Below are 23579 nucleotides of genomic sequence, written 5' to 3' on the forward strand. Positions count from 1 at the left end.
CATGATCAAACTCTTCAATTTAAAAGTTTGATGCTCAATGAATTAAACTTCGTAATGAATTACGTGTTCACTCGTTGAGACTTGGTATTCATTTAGTGTCCGAGGACATTAAGAATCCATGTCACTTTGAGTGCCCACACAGATTGTCTGATAAATTGTTAAAGAGCAGTGCCGCTTCGTTTTCGCTGCGGCGCGGGGTGTGCATATTACGCTTTCCCGCTTCAGAGTCAAGCGTTTGTTTTGCTTTTCTCTGCTGACCCGGCGGCGTGTGTGCCGTTGTTCCGTGTCAGTGGAGGCGCATTATAGGGAGTTCTTCTGAAGTGACAAGAGGAAATTTAAAAAAAATTTCTGACCGTGTTTTTTTTCACCAAAAGCGATGAGATCCAGCTACAAATTGTTCTATTTGATGTATCTGCAACCACAATCACACCTGAGATGGCATAATTAGCCGCATCAATATCTAAGGAATAAAAGCGATGCCATTAAGCGCACAACAGCTGGCAGCTCAAAAAAACCTGTCCTATGTGCTGGCAGAGAAACTGGCGCAGCTGATCTTAGCGGGTAAATATGCTCCAGGTAGCATCCTGCCCAGCGAGATGGAGCTGGGAGATCAGTTTGGCGTTAGCCGTACAGCCGTTCGCGAAGCGGTAAAAACATTAACGGCGAAAGGGATGGTGCTTCCACGCCCGCGCATTGGCACCCGCGTTATGCCTCAGGGAAACTGGAACTTTCTCGATCAGGAGTTGCTCACCTGGTGGATGACCGAAGATAACTTTAATCAGGTCGTCGATCACTTTCTGGTCATGCGCAGCAGTCTTGAACCTCAGGCCTGTCTGCTTGCCGCCACGCTCGGCACAGCAGAGCAAAAAGCGCAGCTCAATACTTTGATGGAAGAGATGGTGGATCTGAAAAAGCACTTTAACCGCGAGCGCTGGATAGCGGTCGATATGGCCTGGCATGAACATATCTATAATATGAGCGGAAATCCTTTCCTGACCTCCTTTGCTTCTTTATTCCATTCTGTGTACCACACTTACTTTACCTCTATCACACAGGATGAGGTGGTGAAGCTGGATCTGCATCAGGCGATAGTCGATGCCATTCAGGAGAGCGACGGGCAGCGAGCCCTGAGTGCGTGCCAGGCGTTGCTGGCCGCGCCAACCCACCAGCAGGTAAATAAATGACAGAGAAAAAAGCACGCAGTATGGCCGGATTGCCGTGGATTGCAGCCATGGCGTTCTTTATGCAGGCACTTGATGCCACTATCCTCAATACCGCCCTTCCCGCCATAGCCCAAAGCCTTAACCGCTCCCCGCTGGCGATGCAATCCGCCATCATCAGCTACACCCTGACGGTGGCGATGCTTATTCCGGTCAGCGGCTGGCTGGCCGATCGTTTCGGCACGCGTAAAGTATTCATGCTGGCGGTGACGTTGTTCACCCTCGGTTCTCTGGCTTGCGCCCTCTCCACCTCTCTGACGGAACTGGTTATCTTCCGCGTTCTACAGGGGATAGGCGGCGCGATGATGATGCCCGTCGCGCGTCTGGCGTTATTGCGCGCCTATCCGCGCAGCGAACTGCTCCCGGTGCTCAACTTTGTGACTATGCCGGGGCTGGTCGGCCCGATACTTGGCCCGGTTCTCGGCGGCGTCCTGGTGACCTGGGCAAGCTGGCACTGGATCTTCCTGATTAATATTCCGATTGGTGTGGCAGGGCTGATTTATGCTCGCAAATATATGCCGAACTTCACCACGCCAAGACGCAGCTTCGATATGGGCGGCTTCTTTCTGTTTGGCCTGAGCCTGGTCCTGTTCTCCAGCGGGATGGAGCTGTTTGGCGAGAAAATCGTAGCGACGTGGCTGGCGCTGGCCGTCATCCTTAGCGGGATTCTGCTGTTCCTTCTATATATACGTCATGCGCGTCGCCATCCGACACCGCTTATCTCTTTATCTCTGTTTAACACCCGAACGTTCTCCGTCGGGATTGCGGGCAACATTGCCTCACGTCTGGGCACGGGCTGCGTACCGTTCCTGATGCCGCTGATGCTCCAGGTCGGTTTCGGCTATCCGGCCCTGATTGCTGGCTGCATGATGGCGCCCACGGCGATGGGCTCGATTCTGGCAAAATCGACGGTCACGCAGGTGCTGCGCTGGTTTGGCTATCGTAAGACGCTGGTTGGCGTGACGATCTTTATCGGATTGATGATTGCGCAGTTCTCTCTGCAATCTGCGGCGTTACCAATCTGGATGCTGATCCTGCCGCTGTTTGTGCTGGGTATGGCCATGTCGACGCAGTTTACGTCGATGAACACCATCACCCTTGCGGACCTCACCGACGAGAATGCCAGCAGCGGCAACAGCGTACTGGCGGTCACTCAACAGCTGTCGATCAGCCTCGGGGTTGCCGTGAGCGCGGCGGTACTGCGATTTTATGAAGGGTTTGACGGTACAAATACCGTTGAGCAGTTCCACTATACCTTTATCACCATGGGCGCGCTTACCGTGGTATCGGCGGTGGTCTTTATGTTGTTAAAACCAAAAGACGGCCGGAACCTGATTAAAGAGCGTCACAAAGAGAAGGCTAAACCGAACCGCGTTCCATCAGAACAGGAGTAAGCTGCAAACGTTGCTGTTGCAGCGTGGGCTGGGCCATGCGGTGGATCAACACATCGATGGCCAGCTCGCCCAGTTCATCTTTCGGCTGATGGATGGTGGTCAGCGGCGGCGTCATGTAGCGCGCCAGTTCGATATCATCGTAACCGACGATCGCCATGTCGTCCGGGACACGTAATCCCGCCTGATAAAGCGCCTGATAAGCTCCGAATGCCATCGCATCATTACCGATAAACACCGCCTGCGGGCGCGGCTCTTGCGCCAGCAGTTTCTGCATTGCTTCAAATCCACCGTTAAATTCGAAATCGCCGGTGATGCGATAGCCATCAGGAATGGCAAGCCCCGCCCGTTCCATGGCCGAAAGATAGCCTTCCAGACGCAAGCGCGCCGGGGTTTTATCCAGCGGGCCGGTAATACAGGCAATGCGGGTATGACCTTTATCGATCAGATGCTGAGTCGCCATATCGCCGCCCAGCAGCGAGTTATCCTGGATCAGATCGCTGGTGCCGTCGAACGGCGCCCAGTCCATCATCACCGTGGGAATAGAAGGGTAGCGCTGGATGATCTCTTTCGAAGGTTGATGCGTTTCGGTACAGAGTAGCAGCAGCCCGTCGACGCGTTTTTGCATCAGCGTTTCCAGGTTACGGTTCATGCGCTGCTCATCGCCTTCGGTATTGCACAGCACCAGGCTGTAGCCGCGCTCGAAGCAGCTGCGCTCCACGCCGCGCACCAGTTCAGAATAGAAAGGATTGGTACTGGCCGTGATCAGCATGCCGATGGTGCGCGTCTGGTTAAGCTTCAGGCTGCGCGCCAGCGCGGACGGCGCATAGTTGAGTTCTTTAATTGCAGCGTCAACTTTCTCCCGAATCGCCTCGCTGACGAAGCGATCGTTATTGATAACGTGGGAAACAGTCGAGGTAGAAACGCCCGCCATACGGGCGACATCTTTCATTGTGGCCAAGCGTTACCCCTGCTGACTTAAGAATTCATCAATCTCTTTACGCCATGGAACAGAAGGCTGAGCGCCTTTACGCGTCACCGCGATCGCAGCGGCGGCATGCGCGAAGCGGATCGCGTCATCCATTGCTTTTCCTTCCAGCAGCGCCGTTACCAGCGCACCGTTGAAGGTGTCTCCTGCGGCGATGGTATCAATGGCTTTGACCTTAAAGCCCGGCACGCGACGACCTTCGCCATTGACGCTAGCCCACACCCCACGGCTGCCGAGGGTGATGATCACGGTGCCGATGCCTTTATCATGCAGCGCAAGCGCGGCACGCGCTGCATCGTCATCATTTTCGACACGGATACCCGTCAGCTTTTCCGCTTCGGTTTCGTTCGGGGTGATAATATCCACCAGCGCCAGCAGCTCGTCTGATAATACACGGGCAGGTGCCGGGTTAAGTACGACAGAGGTATGATTTTCATGCGCAATTTTCGCAGCGGCCAGCACGCTTTCAACCGGTGACTCCAGTTGCATCAGCAGGGCTTCCGCTCCGGCGATGATTCCACGCTGCGCTTCGACGCGTTCAGTCGTTAACGCGGCATTAGCCCCCGCATGAATACCGATGACATTCTCACCTTCCGCATTGACGAAAATCAGCGCCACGCCGGTAGACTCCCCTGCAACCACGCTGACGGGTGCGATGTCGATGTTGTCGCTTGCGAGCTGTTTGCGTACGCGCTCGCCGGTATCGTCATCACCCGTACAGGCGATAAACGCGATATTCGCCCCGCTGCGTCCGGCGGCAACCGCCTGGTTTGCGCCCTTACCGCCGAACGCCACCTGATACTGATTGCCGGTGACGGTTTCGCCCGGAGTGGGGAACGTTTCAAGGTTAAGAATGTGATCGGCATTGATACTGCCAAGGACGACGAGGTTGCCTGCGGTTTTCATGTATTGAGGTGTCCATCTGAGAGCGCCACCGGTATTACCCGGTGGCGTATGCCACACTTTTCTTTTATTTGGTGTCCCTCAGGCAGCCAGCGACTGCCTGAATCGCCTTTACTGCTTAATGACCAGTTTCAGGTCAACAGGATATTTGGCCTGAACTTTTTCGCCCTTCAGCACTTTATCGGCAGTTTGCACGCCAGTCGCGCCAATCTGCTCAGGCAGCTGAGCGATGGTCGCAGCCAGTTTGCCATCATTTACTGCTTTTTCACCATCCGGCGTGCCGTCAAATCCGACAACCATCACATCTGATTTACCCGCAGTCTGGAGCGCACGCAGCGCACCGAGCGCCATTTCGTCGTTCTGTGCGAATACGGCCTGCACATCAGGATGCGCGGTCAGCAGGTTCTGCATGACGTTCAGACCCTTTGTACGGTCGAAGTCTGCCGGCTGGCTCGCCAGCACGTTGAATTTGTGCGCCGCTACAGCCTGCTGGAAACCTTCACCACGTTCACGGGCCGCGGAAGTCCCGGCGATACCCTGCAACTCAATCACTTTCGCGCCTTCACCGGCTTTCTTCGCGATGTAGTCGCCGGCGATTTTTCCGCCCAGTACGTTATCAGACGCAATGTGGCTGACCACATCCCCTTTCGTTGCCTGACGGTCAAGGGTGATTACCGGGATCTTCGCCTGGTTTGCCATCTTCACGGCATTACCGACCGCGTCGGAATCGGTTGGGTTGATCAGCAGGATTTTGGTGCCACGAACGGTTAAGTCCTGAACGTTAGCCAGCTCTTTCGCCGGGTTGTTCTGAGAATCCAGCACCACCAGGTTGTAGCCCAGTTTATCTGCTTCTTTCTGCGCGCCATCCTTCAGGGAGACGAAGAACGGGTTGTTCAGGGTAGAGACAACCAGCGCGATGGTGTCCTTCGCCATGGCGTTAGCACTTACGGTTGCGCTCAGCGCGACAGCAGAAACCAGGGTAGCCAGTTTTTTCATGTTCATATCTAAGATGTCCTGTAGTGTCGTCAGTTACTGTTTTTTGTTGTCTACCAGTACCGCCAGCAAAATCACCACTGCCTTAACGATCATCTGGTAATAGGAGGAAACACCTAACAAATTCAAACCATTATTCAGGAAACCGAGGATCAGTGCGCCGATCAATGTCCCAACAATGCGACCTTTACCGCCCGCAAGGCTCGTACCGCCCAGAACCACTGCCGCGATGGCATCCAGCTCATAGCCCGTACCCGCCGTTGGCTGTGCGGAAGAGAGGCGCGCCACTTCGATGATGCCCGCCAGAGACGCCAGCAGGCCGCACAGGGAGTAAACGATAATTTTGACTTTATTAACGCTGATACCGGACAGGCGCGTTGCCGCTTCGTTACCGCCCAGCGCATATATATAACGACCCAGACGGGTATGGTGCAGCATGTACCACGCCGCCAGGAAAACGATAGCCATGATCCAGACCGGGGTCGGGACACCCAGCGGGCGACCGATACCGAACCAGCCAAACAGATCGGCGTTATCGGTAAAGCCGGTATTAATCGGGCTGCCGTTGGTGTACACCATGGTCACACCGCGCAGCAGCAGCATCATCACCAGCGTGGCGATGAACGCCTGAACGCGACCTTTCGCCACAATTACGCCGGTTACGGCGCCAATTGCCGCACCTGCCGCCAGCGCAGCGGCAACGGCCACCAGCGCGTTGACCTCAATACCGACAATCGACGCGGCGATCGCGCCGGTGAGGGCCAGCAGGGAACCGACGGACAGATCGATACCCGAGGTCAAAATCACCAGCGTCATCCCCACCGCCATAATGGCGTTGACAGAGGTCTGCTGAAGAATGTTGAACAGGTTATTGACGGTAAAAAAGTTCGGGCTCATGGTCGAGACAATCGCGATCAGCACCAGCAGGGCAATCAGCGATTTTTGTTCCATCAGCCACGTCTTTGTGAAATAGCGGCGACCAGAAACAGCCTGGGTAGTCATCTTCTTACTCCTGATTCACGCGATTAAGCTTGCCCACAGCGGCAGCCATCAGAACTTCCTGGGTGGCCTGCTCGCGAGTGAATTCACCGCCGAGATGCCCTTCATGCATGACGATAATGCGATCGCTCATGCCCAATACTTCTGGCATCTCGGAAGAGACCAGAATGATGCTCAGACCGTCGGCCTTGAACTGGTTAATCAGCTGATAGATCTCTTTTTTCGCGCCCACGTCCACGCCGCGGGTGGGCTCATCGAGGATCAGTACTTTCGGGCGCGTCATCAACCCGCGGGCAATCGCCACTTTCTGCTGATTACCGCCGGACAACAGGCCAATCGCCTGCTCCATCGATGGGGTTTTAACGTTAAAGAGACGGATAAAATCGCTGACCGCCTGCTGCTCATCTTTGTGTTTCAGGCTGCCGCCGCTGCGGCTGAAATAGCCTAGCGCAGTCAGGGACATGTTCTCTTTTACCGACATGCCCAGCACTAAGCCGTCGCGCTTACGGTCTTCAGAGATATAGACGATGCCATTCGCCAGCCCGTCCTGCGGCGAGCGGGTGACCACTTCATGACCGTCAAGGGTAACGTAGCCGCTGGTGCGCGGCAGTGCGCCATAGAGCACTTTCATCAGTTCAGTACGCCCCGCCCCCATCAGGCCCGCGACGCCAAGGATCTCGCCCTTGCGCAGGGTAAAGGAGACGTCATTCACGCCCGGTCCGCAGAGGTTATCCACCTTCAGGCGGATCTCACCCGGCGCTTTCTCCAGATGTGGATACTGATCTTCGAGCTTACGTCCCACCATCATTTCGATCAGCGAATCTTCGGTCAGGGTTGCTACTTCGCGCTCGGCAATAAACTGCCCGTCGCGAAAGACGGTGACGTCGTCGCAGATTTCGAAGATCTCTTTCATGCGGTGTGAGATATAGACAATGCCGCGGCCCTGGGATTTCAGCTCACGGATCACGCGGAACAAGGATTCGGTTTCGGTATCGGTCAGGGCGTCGGTCGGTTCATCCATAATGATGACCTTCGACTCGAAGCTCAGCACCTTCGCGATTTCCACCATCTGCTGATCGCCGATGGAAAGGTCGCCCACCAGTCGGTCGCTCTTAAAGCGCAGATTCAGCTTCGCCAGCAGTTTGTCCGCTTCGGCATACATGGTTTTCCAGTCGATTTTGCCAAACCGGTTCACGAACTCACGGCCGAGGAAGATGTTCTCCGCAATGGTGAGCTGCGGGATCAGGTTCAGCTCCTGGTGGATGATGCCGATGCCCGCTTCCTGAGAGGATTTAGGGCCGTTGAAGGTGGTCTCTTTACCCAGCCACAGCAGCGAACCGGCATCGCGTTGGTAGATACCGGTCAGCACTTTCATCATGGTGGATTTGCCGGCGCCGTTTTCGCCCACCAGCGCCATGACGCGCCCGGAATAGACGTTCAGCGCCGCGCCGGAGAGGGCTTTTACGCCCGGGAACGATTTATCGATCCCTTTGAGTTGCAGTAATGCGTCCATGATGGCCTCAGAAGGTGACGCCAGCACAGAGAATGATATTCGCATACGGGGAACACTCCCCGCTGCGAATCACCGCCTGACTGTCTGCGGTTTGTTGTTTGAACTGCTCGTGCGTTGTGTAACGAATTTCTATGGTGTTTCCCTGGTGCTGTTGCAGTTGCTCAATGTGGCTGAGCAACGTTTCGTGGAGTTGCGGATTATGTTGTTTGATTTCCGCCGCGAGAATGGCCGCCTCAACCTGCATCTCCGCGGTGACCACTTCCAGTACCTGCATGAACGAGGGCACGCCCTGCGTTAACGCCATATCGATACGGGTTGTGCTGCGCGGAACCGGTAAGCCTGCATCGCAAACCACCAGCGTATCGGTATGCCCAAGACGGGAAATCACCGATGAGATTTCTGAGTTGAGTACTGTGCCTTTCTTCATTTTTTGCTCCACTAGCGAAACGTTTCGCTAAAAACAGTGTAGCCGCAGAAGTGTTCAGAAAACCATCATGACGTAACGGATTTGTGATCAACGTCGAAACGTTTCGCTAAGTGAAATGCAGAGGAGGTAAATGCAAAACGGTAACCGTCAGGTTACCGTATTTTATGGTTGCGCCCTCTCCCTGTGGGAGAGGGTCGGGGTGAGGGCATCAGCCCGCACGGAGTCTTAAATCTCGACCTGCGTGCCCAGCTCAATCACGCGATTAGGCGGGATCTCAAACTGGTCAGGCGCACGCAGGGCGTTACGTTGCAGAATGAGATACAGCTTGCCGCGCAGGCGCAGATACCATGGGCGCTTGCCGATGATCAGCGACTCGTGGGACATAAAGAACGACGTCTCCATCATGCGGCAACTCAGGCCTTCCAGACCGCAGCGGTGGAACACCTCTTCCACGTTCGGCGTTTCGCGCCAGCCGTAGCTTGCCACCACGCGCCAGAAGGTTGGCGACAGCTGTTCAATCTGTACGCGACGCACGTTGTGAACGTACGGCGCATCTTCAGTACGCAGCGTCAGCAGGATCACGCGCTCGTGCAGCACTTTGTTGTGCTTGAGGTTATGCATCAGCGCAAACGGGATTACGTTCAGCGCGCGAGACATATACACCGCCGTGCCCGGCACGCGCACCGGTGGGGATTTCTCCAGCGAGGCAATCATCGCCTCCAGAGAGTTACCGTGCTCATGCATACGACGCAGCAGGCGGAAACGTTCGCTCTTCCACGTCGTCATCACAATAAACATCACCAGACCCAGCGTCAGCGGCAGCCAGCCACCGGAGACAATCTTGTCGAGATTCGCAGAAAACAGCGGCACGTCGATACAGAGGAAGCCAACCAGGATCAGCCCCACGAGGAACTTATTCCAGTGCCAGTTACGGTACGCCACGGTGGTGGAGAGAATAGAGGTCAACACCATCGTTCCGGTTACCGCGATACCGTACGCCGCCGCCAGATTACTGGAGTGCTCAAAGCTGACGATGACAATCACCACCGCGAAGTAGAGCAGCCAGTTGACGAACGGAATGTAGATCTGGCCAGACTCCATCTCTGAGGTATGGATAATGCGCATTGGGGAGAGATAACCCAACCGCACGGCCTGACGCGTCAGGGAGAATACGCCGGAAATGACAGCCTGAGAGGCAATGACCGTCGCCAGCGTCGCCAGGATCAGCATCGGAACCAGCGCCCAGTCCGGCGCCAGCAGGAAGAACGGGTTTTTAATCGCTTCAGGGTGTGCAAGCAGCAGCGCGCCCTGACCGAAATAATTCAGCACCAGTGAAGGCAAGACCACGCTAAACCATGCGACGCGAATAGGGAGTTTCCCGAAGTGGCCCATATCCGCATACAGCGCTTCAACACCGGTAATGGAAAGTACCACCGCGCCCAGCGCCACAAACGACACCACTTTATATTCCAGGAAGAAATGCACCGCCCACAATGGGTTCAGCGCGTGCAGGACATCCGGGTTGGCGATAATACTGCGTAAGCCCAGCGCCGCCAGGATCAGGAACCAGGCCAGCATAATAGGCGCGAACAGCTTACCCACCAGCCCGGTACCGTGTTTTTGTATAGCAAACAGTAACGTCAGCACGATAATAGCGAGTGGCACCACCCACGTATCAAGCTGTGGCGCGACAATCTCCAGCCCCTCTATGGCCGACATTACCGAAATCGCCGGCGTAATCACGACTTCTCCATAGAAGAAGCTGCCGCCAATCAGGCCAATGATGACCAGCACGGAGGTCATTCTTGCAGACGTATTGCGCCCGGCAAGGGACATCAGGGTCAGAATACCGCCCTCGCCCGCGTTATCAGCCCGCATAACGAAAGAGAGATACTTAAGGGAGACCACCAGGATCAGCAGCCAGAAGATGAGCGAGAGGAAACCAAATACGGCGTCACGCTCTACACCAAAACCAAACTGACCGGACAGACATTCACGAAGCGTATAAAGCGGGCTGGTGCCGATATCACCGTAGACAACCCCGATCGCCGCAAGCGTTACTGCGGGTAATGATTGCTTATTATCAGTGCTCATAGACTAGTCTTTTCGTTTGAATAACAAATGTGTGCTTAGTCCCTTGGCCCACAAAAAGCGCACAGTATGCACGATTCAATGCAAAATCGTACCCCTAAATGCAGCCACATTAATGTAGCGCAAAGAAAATAGCGCCGCACTTCAGCCTATTACCAGGCCAGACCGAAACGTCTATACTCGCTTCAATTAGCCGCCACGACGGCGAAAGGATGCAAAACTATTATGGCTCACTCACATTTATTAGCAGAAAGAATTTCCCGCCTCAGCAGTGCGCTGGAAAAAGGCCTTTACGAGCGTAGCCACGCCATTCGCCTCTGTTTACTGGCGGCGCTGAGCGGGGAAAGCGTGTTTCTGCTGGGGCCGCCGGGCATTGCCAAAAGTCTGATCGCACGCCGCCTCAAATTCGCTTTCCAGAACGCGCGCGCATTCGAGTATTTGATGACGCGCTTCTCCACGCCGGAAGAAGTTTTCGGCCCACTCTCCATTCAGGCGCTAAAAGATGAGGGACGCTATGAACGTCTGACGGCGGGCTATCTCCCGGAAGCGGAAATCGTCTTTCTTGATGAGATCTGGAAAGCCGGCCCGGCCATTCTGAATACCCTGCTGACGGCAATTAACGAACGCCGATTCCGCAACGGCGCCAGCGAAGAGAAGATCCCCATGCGCCTGCTGGTGGCCGCGTCAAACGAACTGCCCGAAGCCGACAGCAGCCTGGAAGCGCTGTATGACCGTATGTTGATCCGCCTGTGGCTGGATAAAGTCCAGGATAAATCAAACTTCCGTTCTATGCTGGTAAGCCAGCAGGATGAAAACGAAAATCCGGTGGCAGCGTCATTGCAGGTCACGGACGAGGAATACCACCAGTGGCAGGAGGAGATCGGCAAGATAAAACTGCCCGATCCCGTTTTTGAGCTGATCTTCATGCTGCGCCAGCAGCTTGATTTACTGCCCTCCGCGCCGTACGTCTCCGATCGTCGCTGGAAAAAAGCAATTCGCCTGCTCCAGGCAAGCGCGCTGTTTAGCGGCCGCGATGCTGTCGCTCCCATCGATCTAATCCTGCTGAAAGACTGCCTGTGGCACGACGCAGAAGGGATGAATCTGATGCAGCAGCAGCTGGACGTTTTGATGACCGGACACGCGTGGGGTCAGCAATCCATGCTTAATCAACTGGGGGCGATTGCTCAACGTCGCCTTCAGCTCCAGCAGCAGCAAAGTGACAAAACCGCGCTGAAGGTGAACCGTCTTGGCGGGATGTTTGCCCGTAAACCGCACTACGAACTGCCAGCCGGGCTGACTGACGCCTCGCTAACGCTTCTTCTTCAGCAGCCGCTGAAGCTTCATGATATGCAGGTTGTGCATGTGACTATCGAACGCGTTGCGCTGGTTCAGTGGCTGGATAAGGGCGGTGAGATCCGCGGTAAACTCAACGGTATCGGCTTTGCACAGCCGTTGTCGATGGAAGTCGACAGCAGCCAGCACCTTGTGATCCGCGACGTCAGCCTTCAGGGATCGCGCCTGGCTCTGCCGGGCACGGCCTCCGACACTGTGCCGGAGGAGATCAAACAGCAGCTCGACGCGCTGGATAACGAATGGCATCAGCAGCACACCCGCTTCAGCGAGCAGCAGAAATGCCTCTTTATCCATAGCGACTGGTTAGGTCGCATTGAAGCCAGCTTGCAGGATGTCAGCGCGCAGATCAAACAGGCTCGTCAATGCTAACGCTGGACACGCTTAACGTCATGCTGGCGGTTAGCGAGGAAGGGTTGATCGAAGAGGTCGTCATTACCCTGCTCGCTTCACCGCAGCTGGCGGCCTTCTTTGAAAAATTCCCGAAGCTTCGAAAAGCAATGACGGACGATCTTCCCCGCTGGCGCGATAACCTGCGCCAGCGGTTTAAGGAGACGGAAGTCCCGCCGGAACTGACAGAGGAAGTGGCTGGTTACCAGCAGTGCCAGCGGCTTTCAACGCCGCAGTTTATTGCCCAGCTACAGCAAACCCTGACGCTGCTTGATAACGTTCACTCCCCGTTTGCCAGCCAGGCCAGAGCGCTGGTCACGGACAACCCCAGCTTCACTCCCGCCCTGCATACGCTGTTTTTACAGCGCTGGCGACTGAGCCTTGTGGTCCAGGCCACGGCCCTCAATCAGCAGTTGCTGGACGAAGAGCGCGAACAGTTGCTCAGTGAGGCCCAGGAGCGAATGACCCTGAGCGGCCAGTTAGAACAGGTGCTGGTGGAGAATGAAAACGCCGCTGGTCGACTCTGGGATATGAGTGCCGGCCAGTTAAAGCGGGGCGATTATCAGCTGATCGTGAAGTACGGCGACTTTCTGGCGCAACAGCCGGAGCTGATGAAGCTCGCAGAACAGCTCGGCCGCTCCCGGGAGGCCCGGTCGGTCCCAAAGAAAGATGCGCCGATGGAGACCTTCCGAACGCTGGTACGCGAGCCCTCCACCGTACCGGAGCAGGTGGACGGGTTACAGCAAAGCGATGACATCCTGCGTCTGCTGCCTACGGAACTCAGCACGCTGGGAATGACCGAACTGGAGTATGAGTTTTATCGTCGGCTGGTGGAAAAACAGCTCATTACCTATCGACTGCATGGCGAAGCTTGGCGCGAGAAGATCAGCCAGCGTCCGGTGGTGCACCAGGATTTTGATGAGCAACCGCGCGGCCCATTCATTGTTTGCGTCGATACGTCCGGATCGATGGGGGGCTTTAATGAACAGTGCGCAAAAGCGTTCTGCCTGGCCCTGATGCGCGTGGCGCTCGCCGATCGTCGTCGCTGCTACATCATGCTCTTTTCCAGCGAAGTGGTGGGGTATGAACTGACCAGCCCGCAGGGGCTGGAGCAGGCGATCCGCTTTTTAAGCCGGCGCTTTCGCGGCGGCACCGATCTGGCCAGCTGTTTTCGCAGTATCATTGAGCGCATGCAGGGCGGTGACTGGTACGACGCGGATGCGGTGGTGATTTCCGATTTTATTGCCCAGCGGCTGCCGGACGACGTCGTGAATAAAGTGAAGGAGATGCAGCGCGTGCACCAGCACCGTTTCCATGCCGTGGCGATGTCTGCACATGGAAAACCCGGCATCATGCGCATCTTCGATCATATCTGGCGCTTTGATACCGGGTTGCGTAGCCGCCTGCTCAGACGCTGGCGACGTTAATTAAAGAAGAGAACCGACGCTCTCACGTACCTGCTGCGGCCAGACCCCACACTGCACCTGACCGATATGGGACAGTTGCAACAGCAGCATGGTCAGACGAGACTGGCCAATACCACCGCCGATGGTCTGCGGCATTTCACCGCGCAGCAGCGCCTGGTGCCATTCCAGTTGCAGACGATCCTCATCACCGGTCACGGCCAGCTGACGCTTCAGTGCTTCAGCATCCACGCGGATCCCCATTGAAGAGAGTTCAAACGCATCTTCCAGAACCGGGTTCCAGACCAGAATATCGCCGTTCAGACCAGCATATTCGCTTTCGCCCACTGTGCTCCAGTCATCGTAATCCGGCGCACGGACGTCGTGACGTTTACCATCAGACAATTTTCCGCCAATGCCGATCAGGAATACCGCGCCAAGCTCTTTGGCAATCGCGCGTTCACGGCCTTTGGCATCCAGATCCGGGAAACGGCTCAGCAATTCCTGACTGTGAACAAAGTGGATCGTTTCCGGCAGGAACGGTGCCAGACCAAACTCTTTGCTCACGGCCGCTTCGGTCGCTTTGATCCCGGCGTAGATCGCCTCAACGGTAGACTTCAGCGTGCCAACGTGGCGCTCGCCGTCACCCATTACGCGCTCCCAGTCCCACTGGTCAACGTAGACAGAGTGAATTGGGGAGAGACGGTCTTCATCGGGGCGAAGGGCTTTCATGTGCGTGTAAAGCCCTTCGCCCGCGCTGAAGTCGTGTTGTCCCAGGGTTTGACGCTTCCACTTCGCCAGGGAATGAACCACTTCGAACTGGGCGTCTGGCAGTGTTTTCACTTTTACCTGTACCGCTTTTTCGCAACCAGACAAGTTATCCTGCGTCCCGTCACCCACGCGGCTCAGAATCGGCGCCTGAACTTCAATAAGGCCAAGCTTCTCTTCCAGCTGGCGGGAAAAATGGGATTTAACGAAACTGATCTGGCGTTGTTTTGCGATGTAAGCGGTTTTCATTATTTATACTCCTGCGTCCTGTTGATACTGATTAAGCAACAGAACAGGCGCTTAATTCAATAACCCATCAACAAAAAGCCTCCTTCACTTTTGATTCGTTAAAATAAGACGCTAGAATAGAAGGAATCATTAATCTTCATAAGAAAAACCTATGGAAAATTATCAGATCGACAATCTGGACCGCGGCATTCTGGAAGCGCTCATGGCCAACGCACGCACCGCGTATGCCGAACTGGCTAAACAATTTGGCGTCAGCCCGGGGACCATTCACGTTCGCGTAGAGAAAATGAAGCAGGCCGGGATCATCACCGGCGCACGCATTGATGTCAGCCCGAAGCAACTCGGCTACGACGTCTGCTGCTTCATTGGCATTATTCTGAAAAGCGCCAAAGATTACCCCTCCGCGCTGGAGAAACTGAACGCGCTGGATGAAGTCACTGAGGCGTACTACACCACCGGGCACTACAGCATCTTTATAAAGGTCATGTGCCGATCCATTGACGCCCTCCAGCAGGTACTTATCAACAAGATCCAAACAATCGATGAAATTCAGTCCACTGAAACCCTGATCTCCCTGCAAAACCCGATCATGCGTACTATCCGCCCGTGATCGGGAAATTTCATTCCCACATTTTCCACAGGTAGATCCCAGCTCGTTCACAGCGTACAATGGCCGCCTCTTTATCTGAGCGAGCGATCAATGGCGGACATTACTCTTATCAGCGGCAGCACCCTGGGCGGTGCGGAATATGTAGCGGAACATCTGGCTGAGAAGCTGGAAGACGCGGGCTTTTCTACACAAACGCTGCACGGACCGCTGCTGGAAGATCTCCCGACTGACGGGGTCTGGCTGCTGATCACCTCCACGCACGGCGCGGGCGATCTGCCAGATAACCTGCAACCTTTATATGACGAACTGCTGGAACAACAGCCCGATCTGTCAAACGTCCGGTTTGGCGCTGTGGGGATCGGCAGCCGTGAATATGACACTTTCTGTGGCGCCATAGAGAAAGTAGAAGCTGCGGTGACCGCCTGCGGAGCAAAACAGCTGGGTGAAACGCTGAAGATCAACATCCTCGATCATGATATTCCCGAAGATCCAGCCGAGATCTGGCTCGCGGAATGGAAAAATTTACTCAAAAACGATTAAAGATCGTGCGAACAGATGTGGATAACTCTGGTTAAAAGCTCGTATTAAGCCGTAGTTATCCAAATAACAACGTTGGTTTAGTTTTTGACCTGTGTATAAAGTGGCGATCTGATCCCAGCTTATACGGTCCAGGATCACCGATCATTCACAGCAAACGATCCTTCCTAACTGCATGATCTTATTTATGGGATCGGACTTATCCACAAAGGTCTGCGATCCTAATAAGAGATCACAATAGAACAGATCTCTAAATAAAAAGATCTTCTTTTTAATAGCCCAGGATACCAATGCTTTCTCGAAAGACTAAAGTTGAGTAGAATCCACGGCCCGGGCTTCAATCCATTTTCATACCGCTTTACGCGAGGCAGACCACCATGTTTTATCAGGATCCTTTTGACGTCATCATCATTGGCGGGGGTCACGCAGGCACTGAGGCCGCAATGGCCGCAGCGCGAATGGGTCAGCAGACCCTGCTTTTGACACACAATATCGACACGCTGGGACAAATGTCCTGTAATCCGGCGATTGGCGGCATTGGGAAAGGACACCTGGTAAAAGAAGTGGATGCACTTGGCGGCCTGATGGCGAAAGCGATCGATCATGCGGGTATTCAGTTTAGGATACTAAACGCGAGTAAAGGTCCGGCTGTTCGCGCCACCCGTGCACAGGCAGACCGTGTGCTTTACCGTCAGGCTGTGCGCACCGCGCTGGAAAACCAACCGAACCTGATGATCTTCCAGCAGGCGGTAGAAGATCTTATCGTGGAAAACGATCGTGTTGTTGGCGCCGTGACCCAAATGGGTCTCAAATTCCGCGCAAAAGCGGTGGTGCTGACGGTCGGGACATTCCTGGACGGTAAAATCCATATTGGTCTGGACAATTACAGCGGTGGTCGTGCTGGCGATCCGCCGTCAATTCCGTTATCTCGTCGTCTGCGTGAGCTGCCGCTGCGCGTAAGCCGCCTGAAAACCGGCACGCCGCCGCGTATTGATGCGCGCACCATTGATTTCAGCGTGCTGGCACAGCAGCACGGCGATAACCCGATGCCGGTGTTCTCGTTCATGGGCAATGCGGCGCAACATCCGCAGCAGGTGCCGTGCTACATCACGCACACCAATGAAAAAACCCATGACGTGATCCGCAATAATCTCGATCGCAGCCCAATGTATGCTGGTGTGATCGAAGGGATCGGTCCGCGTTATTGCCCGTCGATCGAAGACAAAGTGATGCGCTTTGCCGATCGTAATCAGCACCAGATCTTCCTCGAACCGGAAGGGCTGACCTCTAACGAAATTTACCCGAACGGCATCTCCACCAGCCTGCCGTTCGACGTGCAGATGCAGATTGTGCGTTCAATGCAGGGCATGGAAAACGCGAAGATCGTTCGTCCTGGCTACGCTATTGAGTACGATTTCTTCGATCCGCGTGACCTGAAGCCGACGCTGGAAAGCAAATTCATTCAGGGTCTGTTCTTCGCAGGCCAGATTAACGGCACCACCGGGTACGAAGAAGCTGCCGCGCAAGGGCTGCTGGCCGGTCTGAACGCCGCTCGCTTCTCTGCCGAGAAAGAGGGCTGGGCACCGGCGCGTTCTCAGGCTTACCTGGGCGTTCTGGTCGACGATCTCTGCACGCTGGGGACCAAAGAACCGTACCGCATGTTTACTTCTCGTGCGGAATATCGCCTGATGCTGCGCGAAGACAATGCCGATCTGCGTCTGACCGAGGTGGGCCGCGAGCTGGGTCTGGTGGATGACGAGCGCTGGGCGCGCTTCAACGAGAAGCTGGAACACATTGAACAGGAACGTCAGCGCCTGAAAACCACTTGGGTGAATCCGCAGGCGGAAACTGCTGCTGAAGTGAATGCTCACTTAACAGCACCGCTGTCGCGCGAAGCCAGTGGGGAAGATCTGCTGCGCCGTCCTGAAGTCACCTACGAGAATCTGGTCAAACTGACGGCGTTCGCACCGGGCCTTGAAGACGCTGAAGCGGCCGAGCAGGTCGAAATTCAGGTGAAGTACGAAGGCTACATCGCGCGTCAGCAGGATGAGATCGAAAAACAGCAGCGCAACGAAAACACGCTGCTGCCGGAAATGCTGGACTACCGTCAGGTGACGGGCCTTTCCAACGAAGTGATCGCTAAGCTGAACGATCACAAACCTGTATCGATTGGCCAGGCCTCACGTATCTCTGGCGTCACACCTGCCGCGATTTCGATTCTGCTGGTGTGGCTGAAAAAGCAGGGCATGCTGCGCCGTAGCGCGTAATGCTCTGTAAATAGCCCGGTGGCGCTGCGCTTACCGGGCCTACTGAACCCGTAGGGCGGGTTAGCGAAGCGCCACCCGCCACTTAAGTTTCTCAACAGGTATCCACCGTGCTCAATAAACTCTCTCGTCTGCTGGAACAGGCAGGTATTTCGCTCACCGATCACCAGAAAAATCAGCTGGTGGCCTATGTCGATATGCTGAACAAATGGAATAAAGCGTACAACCTCACCTCCGTACGCGATCCCAACGAGATGCTGATTCGCCATATTCTCGATAGCATCGTCGTGGCGCCGTATCTGAACGGTGAACGTTTTATCGATGTGGGCACCGGTCCGGGCTTGCCGGGCGTTCCGTTGTCTATTGTTCGACCGGAGAGTCATTTCACGCTGCTGGACAGCCTGGGCAAGCGCGTACGCTTTTTACGCCAGGTTCAGCATGAGCTGAAGCTGGAAAACATTACGCCCGTACAGAGCAGGGTAGAGGAGTTCCCGGCAGAGCCACCGTTTGACGGTGTTATCAGCCGCGCGTTTGCCTCACTCAATGACATGGTGAGCTGGTGCAAACACCTGCCAGCGGAGAAGGGGCGTTTTTATGCGCTGAAAGGGCAACTTCCGGGGGACGAAATCGAGCAGCTTCCGGACGGTTTTGTTGTCGAATCCATTGAGAAACTCCAGATCCCTCAGCTCGAAGGTGAGCGTCATCTGGTGATAATTAAGCCAAACACTTTTTAAAAAATTAATAAAAAATGTGGAATTTGTGCTGTTCTGATCGTGTTAAAAAGCAGCACATTCAGTCTGATTTGGTCGTCGTTAATTTAACCTTGTTGTTACCATGTATTTTCTTATGGTTAACCTGACGTGATTCGTTCACTCAGAGGATAGTCAACCATGAAATTATCAGTCTGCTAAAAGTGGGTAAAAGCAACAAGAATGGAATGTTAAATATTTATTAAGAATGTCAATAAAAGGTTTTTGTTGTATACGGCTCTGTTTTAAAAATAGTTGCGGTTTTTTTGCTTTAATTTCATGCAGATGAAATTAATCGTTTTACGTCTTTGATAAATACCACTTTATCGCAAATGTGTATTTTGTGATCTCGTGCACGCTTTATCACCAACGTTTCCGCGCTGTTTGCAGTTTTGCCTGAAGGTCAACGCTTAGGTCAAAAGTTGAAAAATAGGACTGGGGAAAAATATTTAAACATTTATTCACCTTTTCGCTACTTAATGTTTGAAATCACGGGTACGCACCGTATAATTTGACCGCTTTTTGATGCTTGACTCTGAGCCTTAAAGGACGTTTTATACGACACGCGGCATACCTCGAAGGGAGCAGGAGTAAAAACGTGATGTCTGTGTCGCTCTTGAGTAGAAACGTTGCTCGTAAGCTTCTGTTCATTCAGTTTCTGGCTGTGATAGCAAGTGGACTGCTGTTTAGCCTCAAAGACCCCTTCTGGGGCATCTCCGCCGCGTGCGGAGGTTTGGCGGTGGTTCTGCCAAACGTGTTGTTTATGATTTTTGCCTGGCGTCATCAGGCGCATACACCTGCCAAAGGCCGCGTGGCCTGGTCCTTCGCTCTCGGCGAAGTGTGTAAGGTGTTGCTGACCTTTGCTCTACTGGTGATGGCGCTGGCGGTTTTGAAAGTGGTATTCATGCCGCTGATAGCAACGTGGGTTTTGGTGCTGGTGGTACAAGTTCTGGCTCCAGCTGTAATCAATAACAAAGGGTAAAAGGCATCATGGCTTCAGAAAATATGACGCCGCAGGATTACATAGGTCACCATCTGAATAACCTTCAGCTGGACCTGCGTACATTCTCGCTGGTGGATCCACATAACCCCCCGGCCACCTTCTGGACGATCAACATCGACTCCATGTTCTTCTCGGTGGTTTTGGGTCTTCTGTTCCTGGCCATGTTCCGTAGCGTTGCTAAAAAGGCGACCAGCGGTGTTCCAGGGAAATTCCAGACGTTCATCGAGATGATCATCGGCTTCGTCCATGGCAGCGTGAAAGACATGTACCATGGTAAGAGCAAACTGATTGCTCCGCTGGCCCTGACCGTGTTCGTTTGGGTCTTCCTGATGAACCTGATGGACCTCCTGCCTATCGATTTCTTACCTTGGATCGGTGAGCACGTACTCGGCCTGCCTGCACTGCGCGTGGTTCCGTCTGCCGACGTGAACATCACCCTGTCGATGGCGCTGGGCGTATTTATCCTCATTCTGTTCTACAGCATCAAAATGAAAGGCGTAAGCGGCTTTGTGAAAGAGCTTACCTTGCAGCCGTTCAACCACTGGGCGTTTATTCCGGTCAACCTGATTCTGGAAGGCGTTAGCCTGCTGTCCAAACCTGTTTCACTGGGTCTGCGACTGTTCGGCAACATGTATGCGGGTGAGCTGATTTTCATTCTGATCGCGGGTCTTCTGCCGTGGTGGTCACAGTGGATTCTGAATGTGCCATGGGCCATTTTCCACATCCTGATCATTACGCTGCAAGCCTTTATCTTCATGGTTCTGACGATCGTCTATCTGTCGATGGCGTCTGAAGAGCACTGATTTTTTACCAACACTACTACGTTTTAATTGAAACAAACTGGAGACTGTCATGGAAAACCTGAATATGGATCTGCTGTACATGGCTGCCGCTGTGATGATGGGTCTGGCGGCTATCGGTGCTGCGATCGGTATCGGCATCCTCGGGGGCAAATTCCTGGAAGGCGCAGCGCGTCAACCTGATCTGATTCCTCTGCTGCGTACTCAGTTCTTTATCGTTATGGGTCTGGTGGATGCAATCCCAATGATCGCTGTAGGTCTGGGTCTGTACGTGATGTTTGCTGTCGCGTAGTAGTTGTTTTAAAACCCCAAGCCACAGAAATTTAAGAGGTATTGTGCTGTGAACATGAACGCAACAATCCTCGGCCAGGCCATCGCGTTTATTCTCTTTGTCTGGTTCTGCATGAAGTATGTATGGCCGCCTTTAATGGCTGCCATCGAAAAACGTCAGAAAGAAATTGCTGACGGTCTGGCTTCCGCAGAACGCGCTAAGAAAGATTTGGACCTTGCACAGGCCAACGCGACAGACCAGCTGAAAAAAGCGAAAGCTGAAGCTCAGGTAATCATTGAACAGGCTAACAAACGCCGTTCTCAGATCCTGGACGAAGCCAAAGCTGAAGCAGAACAGGAACGTACTAAGATCGTGACACAGGCTCAGGCTGAAATTGAAGCTGAGCGTAAACGTGCTCGTGAAGAACTGCGTAAGCAGGTTGCGATTCTGGCTGTTGCTGGCGCCGAGAAGATCATCGAACGTTCCGTGGATGAAGCTGCTAACAGCGACATCGTGGACAAACTTGTCGCTGAACTGTAAGGAGGGAGGGGCTGATGTCTGAATTTGTTACGGTAGCTCGCCCCTACGCCAAAGCAGCTTTTGACTTTGCTGTCGAACACCAAAATGTCGATCGCTGGCAGAATATGCTGGCGTTTGCCGCTGAGGTGACGAAAAACGAACAAATGGCCGAGTTGCTTTCTGGTGCGTTAGCGCCTGAAACCCTCGCCGCGTCGTTTATCGCCGTGTGCGGAGAGCAACTGGATGCCAACGGCCAGAACCTGATTAAGGTGATGGCGGAAAATGGTCGTCTCCGTGTGCTCCCGGATGTTCTCGAGCAGTTTGAGCACTTACGTGCCCTTAGTGAAGCTACCGCTGAAGTTGAAGTAACTTCCGCGACTGAACTGAGTGACGAACAGCTTGCGAAAATCACCGCCGCGATGGAAAAACGTCTGTCACGCAAAGTTAAGCTGAATTGCAAAATCGATAAGTCTGTAATGGCAGGCGTAATCATCCGCTCGGGTGATATGGTCATTGATGGCAGCGTACGCGGCCGTCTTGAGCGCCTTGCAGACGTCTTGCAGTCTTAAGGGGACTGGAGCATGCAACTGAATTCCACCGAAATCAGCGAACTGATCAAGCAGCGCATTGCTCAGTTCAATGTTGTGAGTGAAGCTCACAACGAAGGTACTATTGTTTCTGTAAGTGACGGTGTTATCCGCATCCACGGCCTGGCCGATTGTATGCAGGGTGAGATGATTTCCCTGCCGGGTAACCGTTACGCTATCGCACTGAACCTGGAGCGCGACTCCGTAGGTGCCGTTGTGATGGGTCCATACGCTGACCTCGCCGAAGGCATGAAGGTTAAGTGTACTGGCCGTATTCTTGAAGTGCCGGTTGGCCGTGGCCTGCTGGGTCGCGTTGTTAACACCCTGGGTGCGCCAATCGACGGTAAAGGTCCGGTTGAGCACGATGGCTTCTCCCCAATCGAAGTTATCGCACCAGGCGTTATCGACCGTCAGTCTGTTGATCAGCCAGTACAGACGGGTTATAAGTCCGTTGATGCCATGATCCCAATCGGTCGTGGTCAGCGTGAACTGATCATCGGTGACCGTCAGACCGGTAAAACCGCGATGGCAATCGACGCCATCATCAACCAGCGTGATTCCGGCATCAAATGTGTGTACGTGGCTATCGGCCAGAAAGCGTCCACCATTTCCAACGTGGTTCGTAAACTGGAAGAGCACGGCGCACTGTCTAACACCATCGTTGTGGTAGCAACCGCGTCTGAATCTGCTGCACTGCAATACCTGGCACCATACGCCGGTTGCGCAATGGGCGAATACTTCCGTGACCGCGGTGAAGATGCGCTGATCGTATACGATGACCTGTCTAAACAGGCTGTTGCTTATCGTCAGGTTTCCCTGCTGCTCCGTCGTCCACCAGGACGTGAAGCATTCCCGGGCGACGTATTCTACCTCCACTCTCGTCTGCTGGAGCGTGCTTCCCGCGTTAACGCGGAATACGTCGAGAACTTCACCAAAGGTGAAGTGAAGGGTAAAACAGGTTCTCTGACCGCCCTGCCGATCATTGAAACCCAAGCGGGTGACGTTTCTGCGTTCGTTCCGACCAACGTAATCTCCATTACCGATGGTCAGATCTTCCTGGAAACCAACCTGTTTAACTCCGGTATTCGTCCGGCGGTTAACCCGGGTATCTCCGTATCCCGTGTGGGTGGTGCTGCTCAGACCAAGATCATCAAGAAACTGTCCGGTGGTATCCGTACCGCGCTGGCACAGTATCGTGAACTGGCTGCGTTCTCTCAGTTCGCATCCGATCTGGACGAAGCAACCCGTAAACAGCTGAGCCACGGTCAGAAAGTGACCGAGCTGCTGAAGCAGAAACAGTACGCGCCAATGTCTGTTGCTCAGCAGGGCCTGGTACTGTTCGCGGCTGAACGCGGTTACCTCGAAGATGTGGAACTGGCGAAAATCGGTAGCTTCGAAGCCGCTCTGCTGGCTTACGTCGACCGTGATCACGCTCCGCTGATGCAAGAGATCAACCAGACCGGTGGCTATAACGACGAAATCGAAGGCAAGCTGAAAGCTATCCTCGATTCCTTCAAAGCAACCCAATCCTGGTAATCGTCCGGCGGCTTGTCT

General features: G+C 54.2%; 22 protein-coding genes. 14 read left to right on the plus strand and 8 right to left on the minus strand.

Going from position 1 to position 23579, the window contains the following annotated elements; all coding sequences use genetic code 11:
- Positions 1-476 precede the first annotated feature (476 nt).
- Together ACOTXL_RS10430 and mdtD are read left to right on the plus strand one after the other, a co-directional pair.
- A complete protein-coding gene (locus ACOTXL_RS10430) occupies positions 477-1184 on the plus strand; it encodes a FadR/GntR family transcriptional regulator (protein ID WP_003862405.1) in 708 nt (235 codons plus the stop codon).
- The gene (gene mdtD / locus ACOTXL_RS10435) at positions 1181-2614 is read left to right on the plus strand and encodes a multidrug transporter subunit MdtD (RefSeq protein ID WP_003862403.1); all 1434 of its coding nucleotides are present in this window, start codon (positions 1181-1183) and stop codon (positions 2612-2614) included. The genes ACOTXL_RS10430 and mdtD overlap by 4 nt, the downstream gene beginning before the upstream one ends.
- Here mdtD and rbsR read toward each other — a convergent pair.
- From rbsR to kup, 7 genes are all read right to left on the minus strand, one after another.
- Positions 2580-3572, minus strand: a complete 993-nt coding sequence (rbsR, locus tag ACOTXL_RS10440) for a ribose operon transcriptional repressor RbsR (protein WP_003862402.1) — start codon at positions 3570-3572, stop codon at positions 2580-2582. The genes mdtD and rbsR overlap by 35 nt on opposite strands.
- Before the next feature lie 3 nt (positions 3573-3575).
- Complete coding sequence (gene rbsK / locus ACOTXL_RS10445; protein ID WP_003862399.1) at positions 3576-4505, minus strand: ribokinase; 930 nt, start codon at positions 4503-4505, stop codon at positions 3576-3578.
- 108 nt (positions 4506-4613) lie between these two features.
- Entirely contained in the window at positions 4614-5504 is an 891-nt protein-coding gene (gene rbsB, locus ACOTXL_RS10450; RefSeq protein WP_003862397.1) for a ribose ABC transporter substrate-binding protein RbsB, read from the minus strand.
- Between the two features lie 27 nt (positions 5505-5531).
- Positions 5532-6497 (minus strand): ribose ABC transporter permease, encoded by a 966-nt coding sequence (gene rbsC / locus ACOTXL_RS10455; protein ID WP_023315066.1) that lies wholly within the window; start codon positions 6495-6497, stop codon positions 5532-5534.
- A 4-nt stretch (positions 6498-6501) separates the two neighbouring features.
- Positions 6502-8007 carry a ribose ABC transporter ATP-binding protein RbsA gene (gene rbsA, locus ACOTXL_RS10460; RefSeq protein WP_003862393.1) on the minus strand — a complete coding sequence of 502 codons (1506 nt, stop codon included), beginning with the start codon at positions 8005-8007 and terminating at the stop codon, positions 6502-6504.
- A 7-nt stretch (positions 8008-8014) separates the two neighbouring features.
- Positions 8015-8434, minus strand: a complete 420-nt coding sequence (rbsD, locus tag ACOTXL_RS10465) for a D-ribose pyranase (RefSeq protein ID WP_003862392.1) — start codon at positions 8432-8434, stop codon at positions 8015-8017.
- Between the two features lie 225 nt (positions 8435-8659).
- Positions 8660-10528 carry a low affinity potassium transporter Kup gene (gene kup, locus ACOTXL_RS10470; protein ID WP_003862390.1) on the minus strand — a complete coding sequence of 623 codons (1869 nt, stop codon included), beginning with the start codon at positions 10526-10528 and terminating at the stop codon, positions 8660-8662.
- Positions 10529-10750: 222 nt separating this feature from the next.
- Between kup and ravA the strand changes: the two genes are divergently transcribed.
- The gene (gene ravA / locus ACOTXL_RS10475; protein WP_003862389.1) at positions 10751-12247 is read left to right on the plus strand and encodes an ATPase RavA; all 1497 of its coding nucleotides are present in this window, start codon (positions 10751-10753) and stop codon (positions 12245-12247) included.
- Complete coding sequence (viaA, locus tag ACOTXL_RS10480) at positions 12241-13692, plus strand: ATPase RavA stimulator ViaA (RefSeq protein ID WP_045617385.1); 1452 nt, start codon at positions 12241-12243, stop codon at positions 13690-13692. The genes ravA and viaA overlap by 7 nt, the downstream gene beginning before the upstream one ends.
- Here the strand turns inward: viaA and asnA are convergent, their stop codons facing one another.
- On the minus strand, positions 13693-14685 hold the full coding sequence (gene asnA / locus ACOTXL_RS10485) for an aspartate--ammonia ligase (RefSeq protein ID WP_003862385.1): 993 nt from the start codon (positions 14683-14685) through the stop codon (positions 13693-13695).
- 151 nt (positions 14686-14836) lie between these two features.
- Here asnA and asnC point away from each other — a divergent pair, with 151 nt between their 5' ends.
- The 10 genes from asnC (at position 14837) to atpA (ending at position 23561) form a co-directional block, all read left to right on the plus strand.
- The gene (gene asnC, locus ACOTXL_RS10490; RefSeq protein ID WP_003862383.1) at positions 14837-15295 is read left to right on the plus strand and encodes a transcriptional regulator AsnC; all 459 of its coding nucleotides are present in this window, start codon (positions 14837-14839) and stop codon (positions 15293-15295) included.
- Positions 15296-15385: 90 nt separating this feature from the next.
- Complete coding sequence (mioC, locus tag ACOTXL_RS10495; protein WP_003862381.1) at positions 15386-15835, plus strand: FMN-binding protein MioC; 450 nt, start codon at positions 15386-15388, stop codon at positions 15833-15835.
- Positions 15836-16209: 374 nt separating this feature from the next.
- Entirely contained in the window at positions 16210-18099 is a 1890-nt protein-coding gene (gene mnmG, locus ACOTXL_RS10500; RefSeq protein WP_022652098.1) for a tRNA uridine-5-carboxymethylaminomethyl(34) synthesis enzyme MnmG, read from the plus strand.
- A gap of 107 nt (positions 18100-18206) precedes the next feature.
- Positions 18207-18830, plus strand: coding sequence for a 16S rRNA (guanine(527)-N(7))-methyltransferase RsmG (gene rsmG, locus ACOTXL_RS10505; RefSeq protein WP_003862377.1), 624 nt, complete (start codon positions 18207-18209; stop codon positions 18828-18830).
- Positions 18831-19446: 616 nt separating this feature from the next.
- Complete coding sequence (gene atpI / locus ACOTXL_RS10510) at positions 19447-19827, plus strand: F0F1 ATP synthase subunit I (RefSeq protein WP_003862375.1); 381 nt, start codon at positions 19447-19449, stop codon at positions 19825-19827.
- Between the two features lie 8 nt (positions 19828-19835).
- A complete protein-coding gene (gene atpB / locus ACOTXL_RS10515) occupies positions 19836-20651 on the plus strand; it encodes a F0F1 ATP synthase subunit A (protein ID WP_003862373.1) in 816 nt (271 codons plus the stop codon).
- Positions 20652-20700: 49 nt separating this feature from the next.
- Complete coding sequence (gene atpE / locus ACOTXL_RS10520) at positions 20701-20940, plus strand: F0F1 ATP synthase subunit C (RefSeq protein WP_000429386.1); 240 nt, start codon at positions 20701-20703, stop codon at positions 20938-20940.
- Positions 20941-20988: 48 nt separating this feature from the next.
- A complete protein-coding gene (gene atpF, locus ACOTXL_RS10525) occupies positions 20989-21459 on the plus strand; it encodes a F0F1 ATP synthase subunit B (protein ID WP_003862370.1) in 471 nt (156 codons plus the stop codon).
- 14 nt (positions 21460-21473) lie between these two features.
- On the plus strand, positions 21474-22007 hold the full coding sequence (gene atpH / locus ACOTXL_RS10530; protein ID WP_003862369.1) for a F0F1 ATP synthase subunit delta: 534 nt from the start codon (positions 21474-21476) through the stop codon (positions 22005-22007).
- 12 nt (positions 22008-22019) lie between these two features.
- Complete coding sequence (gene atpA, locus ACOTXL_RS10535) at positions 22020-23561, plus strand: F0F1 ATP synthase subunit alpha (RefSeq protein WP_003862367.1); 1542 nt, start codon at positions 22020-22022, stop codon at positions 23559-23561.
- Positions 23562-23579 lie beyond the last annotated feature (18 nt).

This window comes from Enterobacter cloacae complex sp. IR5402 (genome assembly GCF_049238125.1).
Lineage (GTDB): Bacteria > Pseudomonadota > Gammaproteobacteria > Enterobacterales > Enterobacteriaceae > Enterobacter > Enterobacter hormaechei_C.